Below are 17,356 nucleotides of genomic sequence, written 5' to 3' on the forward strand. Positions count from 1 at the left end.
TGTGATGCGGGTTTGTCTTCGGTCGGTTTCGGGATACCAGCGACTACGTACCACGCCTCGCGGCGCTCGTGGCTCTCAGGCTCCGTCCAGCTCGTCGGCCAGCAGCGGTACGAATGTGCCGATGTCGGTGACCATCCCCACGGCCTGTGCGCTCCCGCGGTCCAGCAGTTGCGTGACCGTCGCGGGGTTGATATCGACACAGACGACCCGGGTCGTCGACGGGAGGCAGTTGCCGACGGCGACGGAGTGCAACAGCGTCGAGAGCATCAGGACCATATCGGCCTCGTGAGCCTGCTCGCGGATGGCGTCCTGAGCCTCGACGGCGTCTGTAATCGTGTCCGGGAGGGGCCCGTCGTCGCGTATCGACCCCGCGAGGACGAACGGGCGGTCGTTGACGACACACTCGTACATCACGCCGGAGTCGATGGTCCCCGACTCGACGGCGGCCTCGATGCCGCCCTCGCGGATGACCTCGCTGATGGCGTAGATGTGGTGTTTGTGGCCGTGGCGGGCGTGGTCCAGCGTCTCCGTGTCGACGCCCAGCGAGGTGCCGTAGAGGTCCCGCTCGATGTCGTGGACGGCGAATCCGTTGCCGGCAGAGAGCATGTCGACGTGACCCTCCCGCACCAGGCGCGCGAGGTCCTCGCGCGCCCCGGAGTGGATGAGCGCCGGGCCACAGACCGCGAGTATCTCGCCGCCCTCGGCTTTCGTCTCCCGCATCGCCGCGGCTATCTTCCGAATAGTCGATTCCGAGGGCCGTTCCGAGGAGACGCCCCCTTCCATGAACCCGAACGCGCCACCCGAGTCGCGGGGTCGTTCCGGCGGTTCGACCCGGATACCGGTGTCGCCAGTGACGATTCGGTCGCCGGCCTCGACCGCGTTGAGGACTTTCGTGTAGGCCCGGGGCGACCCGTCCGCGCTCCGGCCGACGACAATCGCACAGTCCATCTCCATCCGTTCGACGGCGAGCCACTCGTCCTCGTAGCGGACGAAGGTAGGGTGGTTCGTCGTCGAGTAGAACCCGTGTGGAACCACCTGGTCGGCCGGGGCAGGCTGGAGCGTCGCGTCCGTCGGGTCCGCCGGGTTCGCGCCGTTCTGGTGGAGTTCGTGGATAATCGACTGCAGCGTGGCCTCGTCGTCGGCCTCGACGAGCAACCGGGCGTAGGACGCCTCGTCCTTGTGGCGGCCGATGTCGAACGCCTCGACGGCGAACTCCCCGCCCATGTCCATGATGATGCTGAACGCGGTGCCCATCATCCCGGAGTCGATGATGTGGCCCTCCAGTTCGACCTCACGAGAGACCGTCATGCAAATACTTGGTAACATGAAACAAAGACCGTTGGGGTATGGACCCGTGTACAGATACGTCTCCACCGAGTAGGGCGGGCAATGACCCGACGCGGGCACGAGAACGACGGCTATCGGCGGTTGTTCGACGGCGACGGGCTCTCCTTCGGTGTCGGGCTGCCCCTCACCGGCGTCCGGGAGTCGACGCCGGCGGTCGACGCGGAGGTCCGGCTGTCGAAACACGCCGAATCGGTCGGGTTCGACGGGCTCTGGGCCCGGGACGTCCCGACGTACTGGCCCCGGTTCGGGGACGCCGGCGGGGCCTTCGACACCTGGCCGCTGCTCTCGCACCTGGCGGCACACACCGACGACATCGCGCTGGGCACGTCGAGCGTCGTCCTGCCGCTGCGCCATCCGATTCACGTCGCGAAATCGGCCGCGACCGTCGACCGGCTCTCTGACGGCCGGCTCGTGGTCGGGGTCGCCTCCGGAGACAGAGACCCCGAGTACCCCGCCTTCGGCGTCGACTCCGACGAGCGGGGCCGGCTGGTCCGCGAGAGCGTGTCGGCGCTGCGGGCCATCTGGCGCGAGGAGTACCCCGAAATCGAGGGGTCGTGGGGCCGACTCGACGGCGAGCTGGACGTGCTCCCGAAACCCACGACCGAGACGCTGCCACTCCTGCCGACCGGGAACGCCCGGCAGTCGACCGAGTGGCTCGCCGAACACGGTGACGGCTGGATTTTCTACCACCTCCCGGAGAAGACGCTGCGGTCCTACCTCGACGACTGGCGCGAGCGAACGAGCCACGAGCCCTTCGTCATGGTCGTGCGTGTCGACCTCGCCGACGACCCGACGGCCGACCCCGAACCGCTTCATCAGGGGTACCGCGCCGGTGTCGAGTGGTTCCGGGACTACTTCCGCCGGCTCGAATCGCACGGGCTCGACCACGTCATCGTCGGACTCGACGCCGCAGAGCCCCGGCGGGCGCTGACGGCCTTCGCCACCGACGTCATCGACGAGCTGTGAGCGCGCTGGCTCACTGGCCGCCGCCGTCGACACGACGGTCGACGGCCCACGACAGCGACGGGTCGTCCGCACAAAGCCGCTCGTAAAACCGCCTGAGTCCAGCTTCGTCCGTCGTCGGTAGGACGTGCAACCGAACGGTCCCGTCCCGCACCGCGACGCGGAACACGTCGGCGGTGTCCTCGTCGCGAACCAGCCACAGCGGCATCGGCAGGTCGTGGAAGTCGCCGTAGCGGTACGGGCCGGCCGCGAGGATGTCGGTCACGACTGTCGCCAACTCCGGCTCCGTCCGCTCGGCGTCGGGTATCAGCTCGAACTCCGTACCGCCCTCGTACTCGACTCCGCTGCCGTGTGGGAACCGGCGCGTCGGCCGGGCCGGTATCGAGAACGAGGGGTCGCTCGTCATCTGCGTTCGTGGGCCGATACGTCCGGACACCGTTTAAAGCCGCGGGCGGCGACGCCGAGAGCTTTTGCCCGCCGGGCTCCTGTCGGGGAGTATGTGTGGTCGCTACAGCCTCTTCGCGCCGCCCGGGGAGATCGAGGCCCGCTTCGACGCGACGTTCGATTTCGACTTCGAGGCCCGCTACAACGCCGCGCCCAGCCAGTCCCTGCCGGTCATCACCGACGGTGACCCGGACACCATCCAGCGCATGGAGTGGGGACTGATTCCGTCGTTCGCCGACGACAGGACGGACCACGGCTACATCAACGCCCGCGCCGAGACGCTGGGTCAGAAGCGCTCGTTCGCCGACGCCTACGACTCCCGCAGATGTCTCGTGCCGGCCGACGGGATGTACGAGTGGGTCGAGGAGGGCGCGGGCAAACAGCCCTACCGCGTGGCATTGCCCGACGACGAACTCTTCGCGATGGCCGGGCTCTACGAGCGATGGGAGCCGCCACAGCGCCAGACCGGGCTCGGGGAGTTCGGCGAGAGCGCGGGCGACGACAGCGGCGGACAGGACGAGGTCGTCGAGACGTTCACCATCGTCACCACCGAGCCAAACGACACCGTCGGGGACCTCCATCACCGGATGGCCGTTATTCTCGACCCCGAGGAGGAGTCGATGTGGCTGACCGGCGACAGGGACACGGTCGAAGGGCTTCTCGACCCCTACGGCGGCCCGATGCGAACCTACCCCGTCTCGACGGCCGTCAACAGCCCCAGTAACGACTCGCCGGGGATTATAGAAGAGATAGAGCTGTAGCGTCGCCTACTGGACGCGACCGAACGCCAGCGTACCGCTGATAGATTCGATGTAGGCGTTGACGACCTGCCCTTCGCGGGCGCCCGAGACGAAGATGGTGTACTTGCCCTTCTCGGCGACGCCGTCGCCCTCGCGGCCGGTGCCGGTGATCTTGACCTCGTAGGTCTCGCCCTCTTCGAGGGTCGGGGTGTTCTGCTGGGTCGTGTTGCTCGCGCCCTTCGAGACCGGGCGGAAGGCACCACAGGCCTGACAGCGGAGCATGTCCACGCCGTCTTCGGTCTTGAGGACGGTGTCGGGCAGGCCACACTCCGAGCAGGTGACGTACTCGGCGACGTAGGCGTCGACGGCGGCCTCGAAGTCGGCGACGTCGAACGAGCCGTTGTAGCGGGCCTCCCCGCCGTCGAACTGGCCGTTGGTCCCGAACTCCCGCTGGATGGAGCTGTGGAGGTGCTGGGCGTCACGCGAGAGCGCGTCGGCGATGGCTTCGAGGTTCGTCAGGCGTGTGAACGCGCCGTCCGTCTGGCCCTCCGGGTCCGGGATGGAGAGGCGCTCACCGGCCTCCCGGGGCTGGTCCGGGAGTACGTCGTACGCTCTGTCGAGTGCGGATTCGTAGTTCATACCCCACAGAAGTGGGTTCGGACCTATAGTCGTTCCGTGATAGTCGCTGGCAGCGGGGAGCCCGAGAGTCCTGCGCTGCCGGGCGATCGGTCCGGTAAGACGAGGCCACCGAACGTAAGTTCACGATTACAAACCGCTCGTCTCGGTTACCAGCGGTATGTTCTCGCGATGGAGACGACGACGGTTCGTGACCGCGACGGCGGCCGTGCTCGGCGGTATCGGGCTCGCAGCGACCACTGATGCCGACGACCGAGAGCGCTCGTTCGTGGCCGAGCAGGACGGCGAGTGTCTCCCGGTGGTGCCGTTGACTGGGGACGTGCCCGTCGAGGAGTTCTACGACTGGGGCAGGGAGGAACGCTCCTGGAGTTCGGAGGGCACCGGGGAGCTCCAGCGGTCCGAAACGAGTCTCCTGTTTCTCTACCGGGGACCCGACGGGCTCAGCCTCGTCCTGATCCACGACAGAGCGGACGACGGCACCCCGGGCGGTGCCGCCTCGGTCACTGTCGAGGGCGTCCCGGACGGCGCGACGTGGGTCGTCAAGGACGACCTGTACGACGCCCCTACCAACGTCGACCGGTGGGAGCTCGACGGGACGGTCGTCGAGGCGAACGAGACCGAAGACGGAGATATCGAGGCCGTGCCAGTCGACGACCAAGATTCGACGGACGACGAGGAGTCGACCGACGAGGGAACGCCAATGGACGACGAAGAGTCGACCGACGAGGGAACGCCAATGGACGACGAAGAGTCGACCGAAGACGAGGGAACACCGGCGGACGGTGAAGAGGCGACCGACGACGCTGACGAGCGCACCGACGAGATCGACTGGTGGTGGACCGAGGGGAGGACCGACGGGGGCGCGCTCCGCGGGCTCGCGATGGACGACCTCGCCCTCGAAATCGAGATGGCGTTCAACGAGGCCGCCGCGCTGTACGAGGACCCGGACCACGGTGAGATAACCACGTGGACGCTGCTGTCCGGCGACACCGACGACCCAGAGCGAACCGAGCTGGACCCCGAGGAGACGCTGACCCTTCGGACCGGAAGCTACGACGGGGGAGAGTGCGAGCCCGCGGCGACCGAGGACGCGGATAGCGAGCCGGAAACGGCCGAGGAAGAGGCTACGGCGACTGAGACGGACGATGAAACCACTGAGAAAGAGACGGAGCGTGTAGCGACGGACACCGACGGCGACTGAGAGCCCCGCGTTCTCAGCTACCCCGCGGAGTCCCAACCGGGTCGAACGCGCCCGTACACGCCGGGCCGATTATTCGAGGTGGTGGTAGTCCAGCTCGTAGCCGTTGTCCAGGGCTTCCTGGACCTCGGGACCGGGTTCGGCCACGCCGCGGCTCCGCAGGGAGAGGCCCGCCGTCCCCTCGCTGACGAGGATGTTCTTGCGCCAGTCGGCGTCGGTTCCGGTGTAGTCCGTCCGGTAGTGCGCGCCGCGGGATTCGGTCCGTTCGAGCGCCGCCTCCAGCATGGCCTGGGCGATCGGGAGGCTAAAGGAGAGGTCGACGGCGAACTCGAACGCCCTGCTCGTCCGGTCGCCCTCGACACGCAGGTCCGTCGTCCGCGACCGGAGCGCGTCGAGTTCGGCCAGTCCCTCGCGGAGCGACGACTCGTCCCGGAGGATGCCGGCGTGGTGCCAGAGAATCTCCCCGAGTTCGGTCAGCAACGCCCGTGGCGTCGCGCCGCCGTCGCTGGCTTCGAGCTCGGCCAGCGCGCTGAACTCCCGCTCGGCGAGGGCGCGCTGGCCGTCGGTGAGCGTCGGGGGCTCGTCGTCGGCGCGCTCGGCGACGTGTTCGCCGACGAGCTTGCCGATGGCGACCGTCTCGGCCAGCGAGTTCCCCCCGAGGCGGTTCGCGCCGTGGACCCCCGCGACCGTCTCGCCGACGGCGTAGAGCCCGTCGACGCCGGTCTCGCCGGTCGAGAAGTCGATGTCGACTCCGCCCATCGAGTAGTGGGCGGTCGGCGCCACCTCCATCGGTTCCTCGGTGATATCCACCCCGAGCGACCCGAACCGCTCGACCATGCTCGGGAGCCGGTCCCTGATGTACTCGTCGTCGCGGTGGGAGATGTCCAGATAGACGCCGCCGTGCTCGGTGCCCCGTCCCTCGCGTATCTCCTGTGCGATGGCGCGAGCGACGACGTCGCGGGCGTCCAGCTCCATCTGGTCGGGCGAGTACCGCTCCATGAACCGCTCGCCCTCGCTGTTGAACAGCCGGCCGCCCTCGCCCCGGACGGCCTCGGTGACGAGTCTGCCGTCCCACTCGTCGCCGTAGCGGTCGCCGACCATGCCGGTCGGGTGGAACTGGACGAACTCGATGTCCACGAGCCGCGCGCCGGCCCCCATCGCCAGCGCCGGCCCGTCGCCGTTGTTCTCGTCCTCCCGGGAGGAGTGGCGAGTGTACAGCGCCGACGACCCCCCGGCCGCGAGCACTACGTGGTCCGAGCGAAAGAGCAGAAACTCACCGGACTCCATGTCGAAGCCGAGGGCCCCGGCGACGCGGTCACCGTCGGTCAGCAGGCGGGTCACCATCACGTTGTCCCGGTAGGGAATCTCCATGTCCCGGGCTTTCGCGACGAGCGTGTCGAGCATTGCTTCGCCGGTCCGGTCGCCCACGAAGCAGGTCCGGCGAAACGACTGGGCACCGAAGTAGCGCTGGTTTATCTTCCCGTCCTCGGTCCGGTCGAACGGCATCCCCCAGTCGGCCAGCTCGCGGATGCGGTCGGGCATGTGTTTCGCCGTCAGCTCCACCGCCTCGGGGTCGTTGATGTAGTGGCCCTCGTCGAACGTGTCGGCCGCGTGGATAGTCCAGTCGTCTTCGGGGTCGAGCGACCCAAGTGCGGCGTTGATACCGCCGGCCGCCCACGTGGTGTGGGCGTCACCGTGGTCGCTCTTGCCGATGACCAGCGGTTCGACGCCCCGGTCTGCGAGCGCGATTGCGACGCGGGCACCCGCGGCGCCCGCACCGACGACCAGTACCGGAACCGACACGGTCTCGTAGTCGATGGTCTCGTCGCTCTCAGCCGTCGCTCCGGCGGTCTGCAGTCGGTCTCGCATACCACAAAGTAGGGTCTGGAGACGGTTAAGGGTCGCGCGCATGCGCGCGAATTGTCGGCTGGCCTCGGGACGGCTGGCGGCGTCAGGCGAACAGCAACAGCGCGTTCGAGACGACGGCCGCGCCGGTGACAGCCCCGAAAAGCGCGAGGAAGACGGCCGCGTTCCGGTCGTCGAGCAGCAGCCACCCACAGACCAGCCACACCATCGCGCCGAACTTCACGAGCCACAGACCCACCAGCCCGAACTCCGCGAGTAGCGCCGCGACGACGGCGTTCCCCTCGCGGTAGCCCGCGGCCAGCCCGACCATCGTCAGGAGGATGTCGGCGACCGTCGTCGCGAGGATGACGGCCCAGAGAACGAGGTGAGTCCGCGTCATCCGTCGCTCCCGGCGCACTGTCAACAGCGCGTCGTCTGCCTCGGCGGTGGACACCAGCGCCATCGTGGTGAGTCAGGGACTCGAACGGTATGAACGCTCGGGCGCAAGCTCGGCCCGTATCCACACACATATGGGCGCTTGCCCGCTACCCGCTGTATGGTCCAGATCGACCTGACCACCAGTCAGGAGCAGACCCTGACTGCGCTGGTCAATCAGCACCGCCCGGGGGAGGGGCCGGTCAAGGCACAGACCGTCGCCGACGAGGTCGACCGGAGCCTCGGCACTATCCAGAACCAGATGCAGCGCCTCTCACAGCTCGGCGTCGTCGAGGGCGTCTCCGGCCCCGCCGGCGGGTACGAGCCCACGGAGATGGCGTTTCAGGCTCTGGGCCGCGAGCCGCTCGACGAGACCGCGGCCGTCACCGTCGCCCACGACTACGACCGGCTCGACGTGACCATCGACCAGATACGCTTCAAGAGCGTCCACCACCCCGAGAACTGCCGCGTCGAGCTCCACCTCCAGCAGTCCGTCGACGGCTTCAGCGTCGGGCAGGCCGTCGCCGCCGGACCGACGCCGCTCTCCGGGCTGGTCGTCGCCGGCACCATCGAGGCCATCGACGACACGACGAACACGCTGATTCTCGACGTCGCACAGCTGGAAGCCCCGGTCGAACCGCCCGAGTAGGCTACCCGCCGTGTTTTCGGTACCAGACGCGCTCTCCGACGGGTGACTCGTCGGCGTCGATGTCCAGGCGACCCAGAAACAGGTCCCTGACCGCGAGCGTCACTGTCAGTTCGACCGACTCGCCGTCGCGTGGTTCGACGGTCACGACGCAGTGGCCGTCGCGTTCGCCGATGGCGGCGATAGTTCCCACGGACCACCGGTCGACGTGGTGGCTCGGTTCGCGGGCGTGGATGCGGTCGTGTGTCACTACCGGCCCCACTCGTAGAACCACCAGGCGCTGCCCAGCAGGAGGAGCCCGGCGCCGAGCGCCGACGTGGCTGGTTCGGGGAACACGAACAGGAGGAAGCCGACGAGCATCATCGTCACCGGCTCGACCTCGTCGAGATAATCGCTGAGTGCCATGGGTGACTGTCGGCGAGCGGACTGAAAGAAGTTCCTCTCAGGACGAGGGGGACGCCGCGTCGCGGCGGGGGCGGAACTCGATGGGGAACTCCTCGACGCCGTAGATGAACGCGCTCCTGACCGGCTGGAGTGTCTCGCCCCTCCGCTCGATGTCCGCCGCGCGCTCGAACAGCGCGTTGAGCCCGATTCGGGCCTCCATCCGTGCGAGCGGCGCGCCCAGACAGTAGTGGGTCCCCCGGCCGAAGCCGAAGTGGGGGTTGGGCGCGCGGTCGATGCGGAACTCGCCGGGGTCCGCGAAGACGTCGCCGTCGCGGTTCGCCGCGCCGAGCCACGGGACGACGACGTCGCCCGCCTCGATTTCGGTCCCCCGGAGCTCGACCGGCTCCGTGGCGATTCGGGCCAGCGCCTGCACCGGCGAGCGGTACCGGAGCACCTCCTCGACCGCGCTCTCGATGGACACCGAGCCGTCCCGCACCCGCTCTAGCGCCGTCGGATGGGCGGTCAGACAGCGCATCGCGTTACCGATGAGGTTGGTCGTGGTGATGTTGCCGGCGACGAGCAACAGCATACAGAACCCGAGGGCCTCCTCGTGGGTGAGTCGGTCCTCGCTTGCGGCCTCCGCGATGACCGTGATGAGGTCGTCCCGCGGCTCCCGCGCTCTGGCGTCGAGTTTCTCCTCGAAGTACTCGGCCAGCTCTTCGCTGGCCTCTTGCTGGCGCTCCTGGTAGGCCTCCGTCGCCGCCTCGCTGGTGTCGGTCGGCGTCTCGACGAGCGTCTCGGACCACCTGCGGAACTGCGGGCGGTCCTCGCTCGGTACGCCGAGTAGCTCCGCGATGACGATGACGGGGAAGGGGTACGCGAAGTCGTCGATGACGTCCATTCGGCCGCCCTCGACGGCGTCGTCGAGCAGGTCGGCGGCGATCTCCTCGAAGCGTGCGGCCCGCCCCGCGATAGCCCGCGGTCGGAACCAGTCCTCGACGACGCCGCGCAGCCTGTCGTGTCGGTCCCCGTCGGTCAGGAGCATCGTCTCCATGATGGGACTCTGTTCGTCCTCGGGGGGCAGGTCGATGGTGCTTGCCAGCCGCGGGTCCGACGAGAAGGTCTCGGGGTCGTCGAGAATCCGGTCGACGTCGTCGTAGCGGAACACGTCCCAGCACTCCCGGTGGTCGTCGTAGCGGACCGGGTGGTCCTCGCGCATCTCGGCGTACCAGTCGAACGGGTCCAGCCACGCCTCGCGGGTCGACAGCGCGCTGGGCACGCGTTCGAGTGACTGTGCGTCCCCCTCGTCGGTGGGTGCGCTCATACACTAGTTAGTAATCCGACAACTATCAACGTCAGGTCGCGGGTCGGCAAGCCGTTCGTAACTGCGTGCGAACTGGCTACTGTCGGGAGTCGAACTCCTGATAGATGACGTGGCCACAGGCCTTGCAGTGGGACGCGTCGGCGTCGTGGTGGGAGAGCCCGCAGTTCGGGCAGGTGACGGCGACCTTCTCTCTGGAGCGCCACTCCTTGACTATCTTCCCCGCCTGCCAGGGGATGACGATGATGCCGGTCAGAATCGCGGCGACGGTGACCCAGCGGCCGGCCGCCGTCACGGGAATGATATCGCCGAAGCCGACCGTCGAGACGGTGACGACGACGTAGTAGAAGGCGTCACCGAAGTTCGCGACGCCGGGGTTGGCGGCGTGCTCGACGCTGTAGAACAGCCCGAGGAGACGAAAAAGAGCACCAGTACCGTCAGTAGGAGCTTCATCGCTCGCAGCGTGTTGTCGTCTATCGTCCCGAAGAAGAACTCCGCGTCGTCCGTGAACCGATAGAACCGCAGGACCCGGATCACGCGCAGGACCCGCAGGAAGCCGACGTTGAACGGGACCGCAGTGACCGGCAGGACGACGAGGACGAAGGTCGGGAGGATAGCGACGAGGTCGACGACGGTGTAGCCGTTGAGCGCCTCCGCGAGACGGTCGGTGGCGCCGTAGAGACGCAACGCGTACTCCACCGCGAAGACGACCCCGATAGCGACTTCGAGCCGCCAGAGCAGCGCCGCGGTCCCGGCCGACACCGGGTAGGTCTGGGCGACGTACACCGCGACGAAGACGAGGTTCAGCGCGAGCAGGCCGATGTCGACTGCTTTACCCAGCGCTGTCTGGTGGTCCAGCAGATAGAAACGGACCTGTTGGCGGAAGTCGCCCTTCTCCGACGAGTCTGCCATCACACACACGCCCTACTGACAGGCAGCTACGTAGGCGCTCGGGTTCCGGCTCGGTGTCGAACGGTACCCCGAGAAAAAGACGGGGCGACTATTCGTCCTCGGTCGCCGTCGCCTGCGACAGCGCGTCCTCGGGTTCGACCCAGATGACGAACTGGTCGTACTCCGCCCGGTCGACGACGCCGTTGATGTACTCGGCGTCGACCGGCGGGCGGTTGACGTCGGACTCGGCGACCGGGACGACCTGTCGGACCTCGTCGACGACCCAGCCGACCGCGCCCTGCTCCTCGAACTGCTCCGGGTCGAAGACGATGATGAGGTTCTGTTCGCCCTCGCTCTCGATGTTCATCATCTCCTTGGGTTCGAGGATGGTCGTAATCTGGCCCCGCAGGTCGACGACACCGTCGACGAAATCTGGCGTGTTGGGCACCCGCGTGACCGCGCTCCGTTTGACGATCTCCTCGACGTACTCGATGTCCAGACAGTAGTACTCCTCGCCGAGCGCGAACTCGAGGACGCGCACCACCTCCTCGGACTGGGTCGACCCCTCCTCCATCGCGGCTCGCGCCCCGCCCTCGGTGGACTCGACCGAGGAGGTGGCCATCGCCGCCTCCAGCAGCTCCCGGTCCGGGAGCTCGACGCCGGTCACGTCCCCGGGCACCGTCGAGGCACCGGTCACGTCCGCCGGGACCGACGGACTGTCCGTCTCGGTCGCTGCCTCGCTGTCGGTCCCCGCCTCGGCCGTCTCACCGGCGTCCGTTCCCATCACTTCCGCCGCCGACGCGGCGGCTCGCTGGGCGATGGCCTCGGCCTCGTCGGCCGCCGCGGGCGAGTTCGACGCGTCCGACCGGGAGTCGGTCGCGTCCGTCCGTGTCGACGCGGGCTGTGAGCGCTCCGGCGGTTCCGACGCCGTCGTGCCGGTCCCCGACGCCGTGGCAGCGTCACTCCCAGTCGTCGCGCGCTCGGTCGCGCCGTCGTTCTCACTCCCGTCCGTCGCGGGTTCGCCGGGCGACTCCGTCGACGCTGCGTCGTTGCCCGAGCTCGGATGGCCGGAGTCGCTGTCCGACGCCGCCGGTTCGGAGACATCGGTCGACGCCGCTGTCTCGGCCTCCGCGGTCGCGTCGGACTCCGCCGTTTCGTCGTCGGTACCCCTGTTGCCTTCGCGCATGTTGCGGATGCGCGCTGCTCTGTCCATACGGTCGTCGCTCATGCTGTCACCTCGTTGTAACCGAACTTCCTGTCGAACTCCGCGGCGATGTCGCCGAACACCTCGGCCATGTCACACTGCTCGTCGACGCCGAAGAGGGAGTTGCCCTCGGTGTAGGCCCGCTGGAGGGCCACCCGTTTCCGGACCTGCCACACCGGGCTGTCCGGAAACGCCGCTTTGAACCACTTCAGCATCGTCTTCGCTTCCGACGTCGTCTCGATACGGTTGGCGACGACACCGAGCATCTCGACGGTGATGCCGGTCTGCTGTTCGAGCGCGACCATCTGGTCCATCAGCAGTTCGATGGCCCGCTCGGAGGTCGCCTCCGCCAGCGCCGGCACGAGGACGTGCTGGGCGGCGAAGACCCCGGTGTCGGTCAGGTTCCCGTAGAACGGCGGGGAGTCGATGATGACGTAATCGTACCCCGACAGCGTCGACAGCGCCCGGTCCAGCGTGTCCAGCGCGTGCTCGCCCCGGACCATCCCCGGCGTGACGTTGACAGCGAACTGCGAGAGCACCGCCGGGTCGACGTCGAGCCCGCGGGCGTTGATGCGGGCCATGAGGTCGGCGATGGTCAGTTCGTGTTCCGCCTGCAGCATGTCGATGTTCGAGGGGACCACGTCCATCTCCTCGTGTTCGACCACGAGGTCGGACACCACCGCGGGGTCGCCGGTGAGCGCGTCGAACAGCGTCGGCGGCTGCGCGTCGTAAGCCTCGCCGAGCCCCAGTCCCTCGGTCGCGTTGCCCTGCGGGTCCAGGTCCACGAAGAGGACGTCCCGGCCCCGGTCACTCAACGCACCGGCTACGTTGATAGCTACAGTCGTCTTGCCGGTCCCGCCCTTCGCGTTGGTCACGCAGATCCGGGCGGGGCCGGTCGTCGAGCCCCGGTTCATCGTCGAACTGTCCCAATCTCGGTCGTCGCCCGGTATAAAAATACGCCCCCGATTATCAAAGTCGTAACTGTGCGTGTTCGGGCGATTTACGCGCATGCGGCCGTGAGCCGTCGTCAGACGACCGTCAGACCGAGTGCAAGATTTAACTTCGCGTAGTTGAAACAGGGAGACCATGACTATCAACCCGCGCGACTACGACCTCGACGAGCTGCGGAAGATGGCCCGCCAGCGCGGCGAGCGCTCGGGCGGGCTGGCCGACGGCGACGATGTCCCCGACCCGGCGAACCTGGATATGGGAATGGAGGAGGGAGACGAGGAGATGCTGGCGGGCAGTTCCTTCCGGTCGGGGCTGTATCGGGAGCTGCTCCCCTTCCTCTCGGGAGAGAGCCGGGAGAAACCGTATCTCGGAGCCCTACCGGAGACGTACGCGGCGGAGTTCGTCGTCTTCGAGTGGCTGGAGTTCCTGCTGATGCACTCGGGCTATCAGGGGGCCGACGAGGCGCTGGCCTACTACGAGTCCATCGACTGGATTACCGAGGCGGTCCAGTCGGACCTCTCGGACTACCTGCTCGGCATCGACGAATCGGCCACGAACGACGGGAACGACCTCAGCGTCGACGACCACATGCTGAGTCTCGTCTACATCGCGAAGCTGACTGCCATGACATAGCAAGGTCATTCGTGGACCACTATCACTGCTGATTCTTGACGTGAGGTTATATAGCCGGGCAGCGACAACTGGGCATCGTACATGAGTGACGACGACGCGGCGGAGGCCGCCGACGAGGACGCGCCGGCGACCTCCGAGGACGACGGCACGAACGGGGGGACGGTTCCGGTCGGTGTGAAACTCGGTAGCACTCGGACAGTTATCGCCCTGCCCGACAGCCACGGCACCGAGAACCACATCATCAAGACGCTGACCTGCATGGCGACCTACGAAGACGCGTTGACGGGCGAGGAGAAGGTGCTCTACGGCGAAGAGGCCGCCCGGGAGTACCCCGACCGCGTCCAGTACATGCTCCGGTCCGGGCTCCCCGAGGACGAGGACCGTGCGGAGATGACCAAGACGTTCTTCGAGGCGCTCATCGAGGAGAACGACATCCCGGCAAACAGCGGCGTCGTCTACGCCATCCCGACCATCGACAACCCGGCCGGTCTGGAGAATCTGAAAGCGGTCATCGAGGACTCGGGCATCGGAATCAGCCTCATGGAGAGCTATCCGGAGTCGCTGTGTGGCTCCATTCCGGCTTTCGGTGACGAGCTCGAAGCCATCGACGAGATATTCATCTCGGTGAACATGGGGTCGACGAACCTCGAAGCCTCGGCGTACCGGCGCGGCGAGCAGCTCGCGCCCTTCACGACCGGCGCGGTGACCGGTAACGAAGTCGACCGCATGATAGCGAACTACGTCGAAGAGGAGACCCAGGGACGGGTCAACATCGACACCCAGACCGCCCGCGAGTACAAGGAGGGCCACGCGGACTTCCTCGATTTCGAGCCCTTTACCGACATCATCCAGCAGCCCGGCGGCGGGACCCACGAGTTCACCATCGAGCGCTCGGTGATGGACGCCGTCGACGAGTACCTCGACGACGCGGTCGACGAACTCGCCAACACCTTCCTCCCGGAGCTGGCCAACGATTACATGAAGGTGTACCAGCTGGCGCTGGACCGCCCCATCGTCATCACCGGGGGGATGGCCTGCATCCCCGGTATCGTCGCGGAGTTCGAGAAGCGACTCAGCGAGGAGCTAAACCGGGAAGTCGAGGCGACTGCGGCCGACCAGCCCGACGTGGCGCCCACTATCGGCGCTCAGCGAATCGCGGCACGGCTCGTCGAGAACAGCGGTTGAGACGGTTCACAGACCGACCGCGGCGCTGTCGTGCGGTCGGGTCCGTCGATTTGCAGCGGTGACCCTACCGACGCCAGCAGTCGAGCCACCGCGCTATCTTCGGCCCGCTGTCACCGCTGTCCCCACCTGTCGCGGTGAGCGTGGCGAAAACGTCGGTGTCGATACGGACGGCCGCGCCCGGTTCGGTCCGGCCACCGCTGGCCGACTCCTCATCGTGTGAACGCCCCTGTCGTACGCCTGCCATGGTCCAGCGTTTGTAGCCATGATACCTAAAGCCAAGTCAGACGCGCGTCTGCCGGTCCCCGGGCCGTTTATTCTTCGCACCCGGGTAATCGCACAACGCGAACCCTCTCTCCCCCAACGGCCGCAATATTAATCACCGCCGGTGCTATTTTTACAGCCACCTCTCAGAATAGATAGGTGAATATCATACCAATCGGTGATGTAATCGCAACTAATGGGTCAAATTATCGATTTAAATAGCTGGGAAGAGGGGTTACCCGGCGCACTCACGCGGACCGGAGGGGGTGGGTTACTGTCCAGGGGGTATCTCGCCGACCAGCCGGCGGTAGCGCTGGTCGAGGACGCCGAGACGATGCAGTACGTGCTTACGAACCGAAAGAGCGGTGTCGAGGTCGAATCGGCGGACTCGACGTATCACGTGAAACCGGACAGCCGCCACCGGACGGTCGTCGTGGCCACCGACCGCAGGCTACTGGTGCTCGTCGGACGCGAGGCGGGGGACGAGCGCACCACTATCGAACTGGCCGAGGTCACTGGCGTCGAAGTGAGCGTGGGACGCCGGAACGGCCGGCTCACGGTCAGTCGGGCCGACGACACCACGTGGCGGATACCGACCGACGCCGACGGGCTCGACGCCGTCGCCGGCTACCTCCGCGACGCGGCCGACGCGTGGCGACACGTCGAGGACCTGCTGGCGTCGGTGGACGCGGACCTCTCTCTGGCGACCAGACTGTCCGAGACCGGGGAGTACGACCGCGCTCTCTCGACGGCGCGCGGGACACAGGACGACATCGAGGCCGCCCGGTCGATGGCGATGCGGTTTAGCACTGAACATCCGGGGAACGCGTTACACGAACGACCCAAGGCGGCCGAGGCGCGCCAGCGAGCGACCGTGGCCGCCGTCCACGTCGCCCGGGCCAGAGACGCGGCCACGATTGGGGAGCAGCGCTTCGGGGACAGCGACTACGAGGCGGCCCAGGAAGCGTACGAGCGGGCCCGCGAAGCGTACGACTCGGCGCTGACCGTCGAAGCGGGAGGGCTCGACGACCACAAGCAGATACGGGCAGAACGCGACAAGGCGGCCGCTATCGCCGAGAGAATCCGCGACTCGCCCCTCCCGGACGCTATCACGGCAGACAGGGCGGCCGTCGCGGCCGACGACCCCGCGACGGCGGCCACGCAGTGGGAGACGGCGCTGGCACGCTATCGGTCGGCGCTCGACGCCGACGAGCCGGACGACGTCCTCTTCGGGAGCGACCCCGAGCAGATACGGGACCGCATCGGGACCGTCGCCCGGAGCCTCACCGCGGCCCGGCGGACCGTCGCCGACGACGCCATGGGGGCCGGCGACTGGTACGCCGACGCCGAACAGTACGAGGCGGCACTGGAAGAGTTCGCGGCGGCCGCCGAGGCCTTCGACGCCGCGCTGGCGACCGCCACGGAGAGCTACCCCGACGCGGTCCCGCATCTGGAGGCCGACCGCGCGGCGCTCCAGCAGCGCATCGACCGCGCGCAAGCGGCCCTGAACGGCGAGGACCCCGGCGAGGACCGCATTCAGGCCGACGACGAGCCCGAATACGAGCTGTCGGCGACGCTCGGGGAGGTGGACGGCCCGACCGCGATAGCGGACGCCATCGCACCGCTGACGACGGACGCGGCGCTGGCGGAGTTACCGGAGTCGACCGCCGAGCGTCTCCAGCGGCTCGACGGCGCCGGCGTGACGCGGGTCGTCAGCGACGCGCTGGACGCGACGGACTGGTCGACCCGGGCCGCCAGCCCGCGGATGCCGTTCGACCTGCTTGCCACACGCGGCACGGAACGGATGGGCGTCTTCGTCACGGCCGCAGACAGCGAACTCACCGCCGATGTCGTCGACCAGTGTGCCGGCGTCACCGGCGCGGCCGGCACCGACGCCGTGATGCTCGCGACCACCGCGACGATTCCGACGCCGGTCGAGGAGTTCGCGGCCGAGCGCGACGCCCGACTCCTGGGGCGCGAGTCGCTGGCCGCCATCGTCGACACCCAGGGGCTGACGGTCCCGACACCGGTCGAGTGAGACGCGCTAGCACCGGACGCCGAAGCTTTATTCTCACCGAGAGAGTATAATCAACTATAATGAACTGTACGCGCTGTGGCGCCAGAATGACGTACAACGACGAGACAACGAAACTGACCGAGTTCGTCTGCCCGCGCTGTCACGAGACGGTCATCGACTGGAAGCCCGAGGCCCGGAACGTCCGGCTCGCGTAGCTCGGTCGCCCCCTGCGTGTCGACAGCCCTGTTTTTTCGA

Annotated in this window: 19 protein-coding genes and 1 pseudogene; 8 read left to right on the forward strand and 12 right to left on the reverse strand. The window is 67.6% G+C overall.

Annotated elements, in window-relative coordinates:
- Positions 1-75 precede the first annotated feature (75 nt).
- A complete protein-coding gene (locus NDI56_RS06855) occupies positions 76-1,308 on the reverse strand; it encodes an ornithine cyclodeaminase, nickel-pincer nucleotide-dependent (RefSeq protein WP_310918695.1) in 1,233 nt (410 codons plus the stop codon).
- Positions 1,309-1,389: 81 nt separating this feature from the next.
- On the opposite strand from NDI56_RS06855, the gene NDI56_RS06860 reads away from it, so the two are divergent.
- Entirely contained in the window at positions 1,390-2,313 is a 924-nt protein-coding gene (locus tag NDI56_RS06860; RefSeq protein WP_310918696.1) for an LLM class oxidoreductase, read from the forward strand.
- 10 nt (positions 2,314-2,323) lie between these two features.
- Here NDI56_RS06860 and NDI56_RS06865 read toward each other — a convergent pair whose 3' ends face one another.
- Positions 2,324-2,716 carry a hypothetical protein gene (locus NDI56_RS06865; protein ID WP_310918697.1) on the reverse strand — a complete coding sequence of 131 codons (393 nt, stop codon included), beginning with the start codon at positions 2,714-2,716 and terminating at the stop codon, positions 2,324-2,326.
- Between the two features lie 91 nt (positions 2,717-2,807).
- On the opposite strand from NDI56_RS06865, the gene NDI56_RS06870 reads away from it, so the two are divergent.
- Positions 2,808-3,515 (forward strand): SOS response-associated peptidase, encoded by a 708-nt coding sequence (locus NDI56_RS06870; RefSeq protein ID WP_310918698.1) that lies wholly within the window; start codon positions 2,808-2,810, stop codon positions 3,513-3,515.
- A 6-nt stretch (positions 3,516-3,521) separates the two neighbouring features.
- Here NDI56_RS06870 and NDI56_RS06875 read toward each other — a convergent pair whose 3' ends face one another.
- Positions 3,522-4,133, reverse strand: coding sequence for a translation initiation factor IF-2 subunit beta (locus NDI56_RS06875; RefSeq protein ID WP_310918699.1), 612 nt, complete (start codon positions 4,131-4,133; stop codon positions 3,522-3,524).
- Between the two features lie 187 nt (positions 4,134-4,320).
- Between NDI56_RS06875 and NDI56_RS06880 the strand changes: the two genes are divergently transcribed.
- Entirely contained in the window at positions 4,321-5,331 is a 1,011-nt protein-coding gene (locus NDI56_RS06880) for a hypothetical protein (RefSeq protein WP_310918700.1), read from the forward strand.
- 69 nt (positions 5,332-5,400) lie between these two features.
- On the opposite strand, the gene NDI56_RS06885 is transcribed toward NDI56_RS06880, so the two are convergent.
- Positions 5,401-7,197, reverse strand: a complete 1,797-nt coding sequence (locus NDI56_RS06885) for an L-aspartate oxidase (RefSeq protein ID WP_310918701.1) — start codon at positions 7,195-7,197, stop codon at positions 5,401-5,403.
- 82 nt (positions 7,198-7,279) lie between these two features.
- Positions 7,280-7,636, reverse strand: coding sequence for a DUF5658 family protein (locus NDI56_RS06890; RefSeq protein WP_310918702.1), 357 nt, complete (start codon positions 7,634-7,636; stop codon positions 7,280-7,282).
- A gap of 93 nt (positions 7,637-7,729) precedes the next feature.
- Here NDI56_RS06890 and NDI56_RS06895 point away from each other — a divergent pair, with 93 nt between their 5' ends.
- Positions 7,730-8,257 (forward strand): HTH domain-containing protein, encoded by a 528-nt coding sequence (locus NDI56_RS06895; RefSeq protein WP_310918703.1) that lies wholly within the window; start codon positions 7,730-7,732, stop codon positions 8,255-8,257.
- A 1-nt stretch (position 8,258) separates the two neighbouring features.
- On the opposite strand, the gene NDI56_RS06900 is transcribed toward NDI56_RS06895, so the two are convergent.
- The 6 genes and pseudogenes from NDI56_RS06900 to NDI56_RS06930 form a co-directional block, all read right to left on the reverse strand.
- A complete protein-coding gene (locus tag NDI56_RS06900) occupies positions 8,259-8,504 on the reverse strand; it encodes a DUF7861 family protein (protein ID WP_310918704.1) in 246 nt (81 codons plus the stop codon).
- The gene (locus tag NDI56_RS06905; RefSeq protein WP_310918705.1) at positions 8,504-8,659 is read right to left on the reverse strand and encodes a hypothetical protein; all 156 of its coding nucleotides are present in this window, start codon (positions 8,657-8,659) and stop codon (positions 8,504-8,506) included. Before NDI56_RS06905 ends, NDI56_RS06900 begins: the two co-directional genes overlap by 1 nt.
- Before the next feature lie 37 nt (positions 8,660-8,696).
- Entirely contained in the window at positions 8,697-9,962 is a 1,266-nt protein-coding gene (locus NDI56_RS06910) for a cytochrome P450 (protein WP_310918706.1), read from the reverse strand.
- Between the two features lie 76 nt (positions 9,963-10,038).
- A pseudogene (locus NDI56_RS06920) lies at positions 10,039-10,871 on the reverse strand (ion transporter).
- 88 nt (positions 10,872-10,959) lie between these two features.
- The gene (locus NDI56_RS06925) at positions 10,960-12,078 is read right to left on the reverse strand and encodes a chemotaxis protein CheW (RefSeq protein ID WP_310918708.1); all 1,119 of its coding nucleotides are present in this window, start codon (positions 12,076-12,078) and stop codon (positions 10,960-10,962) included.
- The gene (locus tag NDI56_RS06930) at positions 12,075-12,968 is read right to left on the reverse strand and encodes a ParA family protein (RefSeq protein WP_310918709.1); all 894 of its coding nucleotides are present in this window, start codon (positions 12,966-12,968) and stop codon (positions 12,075-12,077) included. The genes NDI56_RS06925 and NDI56_RS06930 overlap by 4 nt, the downstream gene beginning before the upstream one ends.
- A gap of 172 nt (positions 12,969-13,140) precedes the next feature.
- On the opposite strand from NDI56_RS06930, the gene NDI56_RS06935 reads away from it, so the two are divergent.
- Positions 13,141-13,638, forward strand: coding sequence for a FlaD/FlaE family flagellar protein (locus NDI56_RS06935; protein ID WP_310918710.1), 498 nt, complete (start codon positions 13,141-13,143; stop codon positions 13,636-13,638).
- Positions 13,639-13,719: 81 nt separating this feature from the next.
- Entirely contained in the window at positions 13,720-14,823 is a 1,104-nt protein-coding gene (locus NDI56_RS06940) for a hypothetical protein (protein WP_310918711.1), read from the forward strand.
- A 64-nt stretch (positions 14,824-14,887) separates the two neighbouring features.
- Here NDI56_RS06940 and NDI56_RS06945 read toward each other — a convergent pair whose 3' ends face one another.
- A complete protein-coding gene (locus NDI56_RS06945) occupies positions 14,888-15,067 on the reverse strand; it encodes a hypothetical protein (RefSeq protein ID WP_310918712.1) in 180 nt (59 codons plus the stop codon).
- 213 nt (positions 15,068-15,280) lie between these two features.
- Between NDI56_RS06945 and NDI56_RS06950 the strand changes: the two genes are divergently transcribed.
- Together NDI56_RS06950 and NDI56_RS06955 are read left to right on the forward strand one after the other, a co-directional pair.
- Positions 15,281-17,122 (forward strand): hypothetical protein, encoded by a 1,842-nt coding sequence (locus NDI56_RS06950; RefSeq protein WP_310918713.1) that lies wholly within the window; start codon positions 15,281-15,283, stop codon positions 17,120-17,122.
- A 59-nt stretch (positions 17,123-17,181) separates the two neighbouring features.
- Positions 17,182-17,316: a hypothetical protein gene (locus NDI56_RS06955; protein ID WP_310918714.1), complete on the forward strand. Its 135-nt coding sequence runs from the start codon at positions 17,182-17,184 to the stop codon at positions 17,314-17,316.
- The last annotated feature ends 40 nt before the right edge of the window (positions 17,317-17,356 follow it).

The sequence above is a fragment of the Halomicroarcula saliterrae genome (assembly GCF_031624395.1).
Taxonomy (GTDB): Archaea; Halobacteriota; Halobacteria; order Halobacteriales; family Haloarculaceae; genus Haloarcula; species Haloarcula saliterrae.

Coding starts and splice junctions, on each gene's coding strand:
- NDI56_RS06855 (WP_310918695.1), bottom strand. CDS start 1,308: ATGACGGTCTCTCGTGAGGTCGAACTGGAGGGCCACATCATCGACTCC.
- NDI56_RS06860 (WP_310918696.1), top strand. CDS start 1,390: ATGACCCGACGCGGGCACGAGAACGACGGCTATCGGCGGTTGTTCGAC.
- NDI56_RS06865 (WP_310918697.1), bottom strand. CDS start 2,716: ATGACGAGCGACCCCTCGTTCTCGATACCGGCCCGGCCGACGCGCCGG.
- NDI56_RS06870 (WP_310918698.1), top strand. CDS start 2,808: ATGTGTGGTCGCTACAGCCTCTTCGCGCCGCCCGGGGAGATCGAGGCC.
- NDI56_RS06875 (WP_310918699.1), bottom strand. CDS start 4,133: ATGAACTACGAATCCGCACTCGACAGAGCGTACGACGTACTCCCGGAC.
- NDI56_RS06885 (WP_310918701.1), bottom strand. CDS start 7,197: ATGCGAGACCGACTGCAGACCGCCGGAGCGACGGCTGAGAGCGACGAG.
- NDI56_RS06890 (WP_310918702.1), bottom strand. CDS start 7,636: ATGGCGCTGGTGTCCACCGCCGAGGCAGACGACGCGCTGTTGACAGTG.
- NDI56_RS06895 (WP_310918703.1), top strand. CDS start 7,730: ATGGTCCAGATCGACCTGACCACCAGTCAGGAGCAGACCCTGACTGCG.
- NDI56_RS06905 (WP_310918705.1), bottom strand. CDS start 8,659: ATGGCACTCAGCGATTATCTCGACGAGGTCGAGCCGGTGACGATGATG.
- NDI56_RS06910 (WP_310918706.1), bottom strand. CDS start 9,962: ATGAGCGCACCCACCGACGAGGGGGACGCACAGTCACTCGAACGCGTG.
- NDI56_RS06925 (WP_310918708.1), bottom strand. CDS start 12,078: ATGAGCGACGACCGTATGGACAGAGCAGCGCGCATCCGCAACATGCGC.
- NDI56_RS06930 (WP_310918709.1), bottom strand. CDS start 12,968: ATGAACCGGGGCTCGACGACCGGCCCCGCCCGGATCTGCGTGACCAAC.
- NDI56_RS06935 (WP_310918710.1), top strand. CDS start 13,141: ATGACTATCAACCCGCGCGACTACGACCTCGACGAGCTGCGGAAGATG.
- NDI56_RS06940 (WP_310918711.1), top strand. CDS start 13,720: ATGAGTGACGACGACGCGGCGGAGGCCGCCGACGAGGACGCGCCGGCG.
- NDI56_RS06945 (WP_310918712.1), bottom strand. CDS start 15,067: ATGGCAGGCGTACGACAGGGGCGTTCACACGATGAGGAGTCGGCCAGC.
- NDI56_RS06950 (WP_310918713.1), top strand. CDS start 15,281: ATGGGTCAAATTATCGATTTAAATAGCTGGGAAGAGGGGTTACCCGGC.
- NDI56_RS06955 (WP_310918714.1), top strand. CDS start 17,182: ATGAACTGTACGCGCTGTGGCGCCAGAATGACGTACAACGACGAGACA.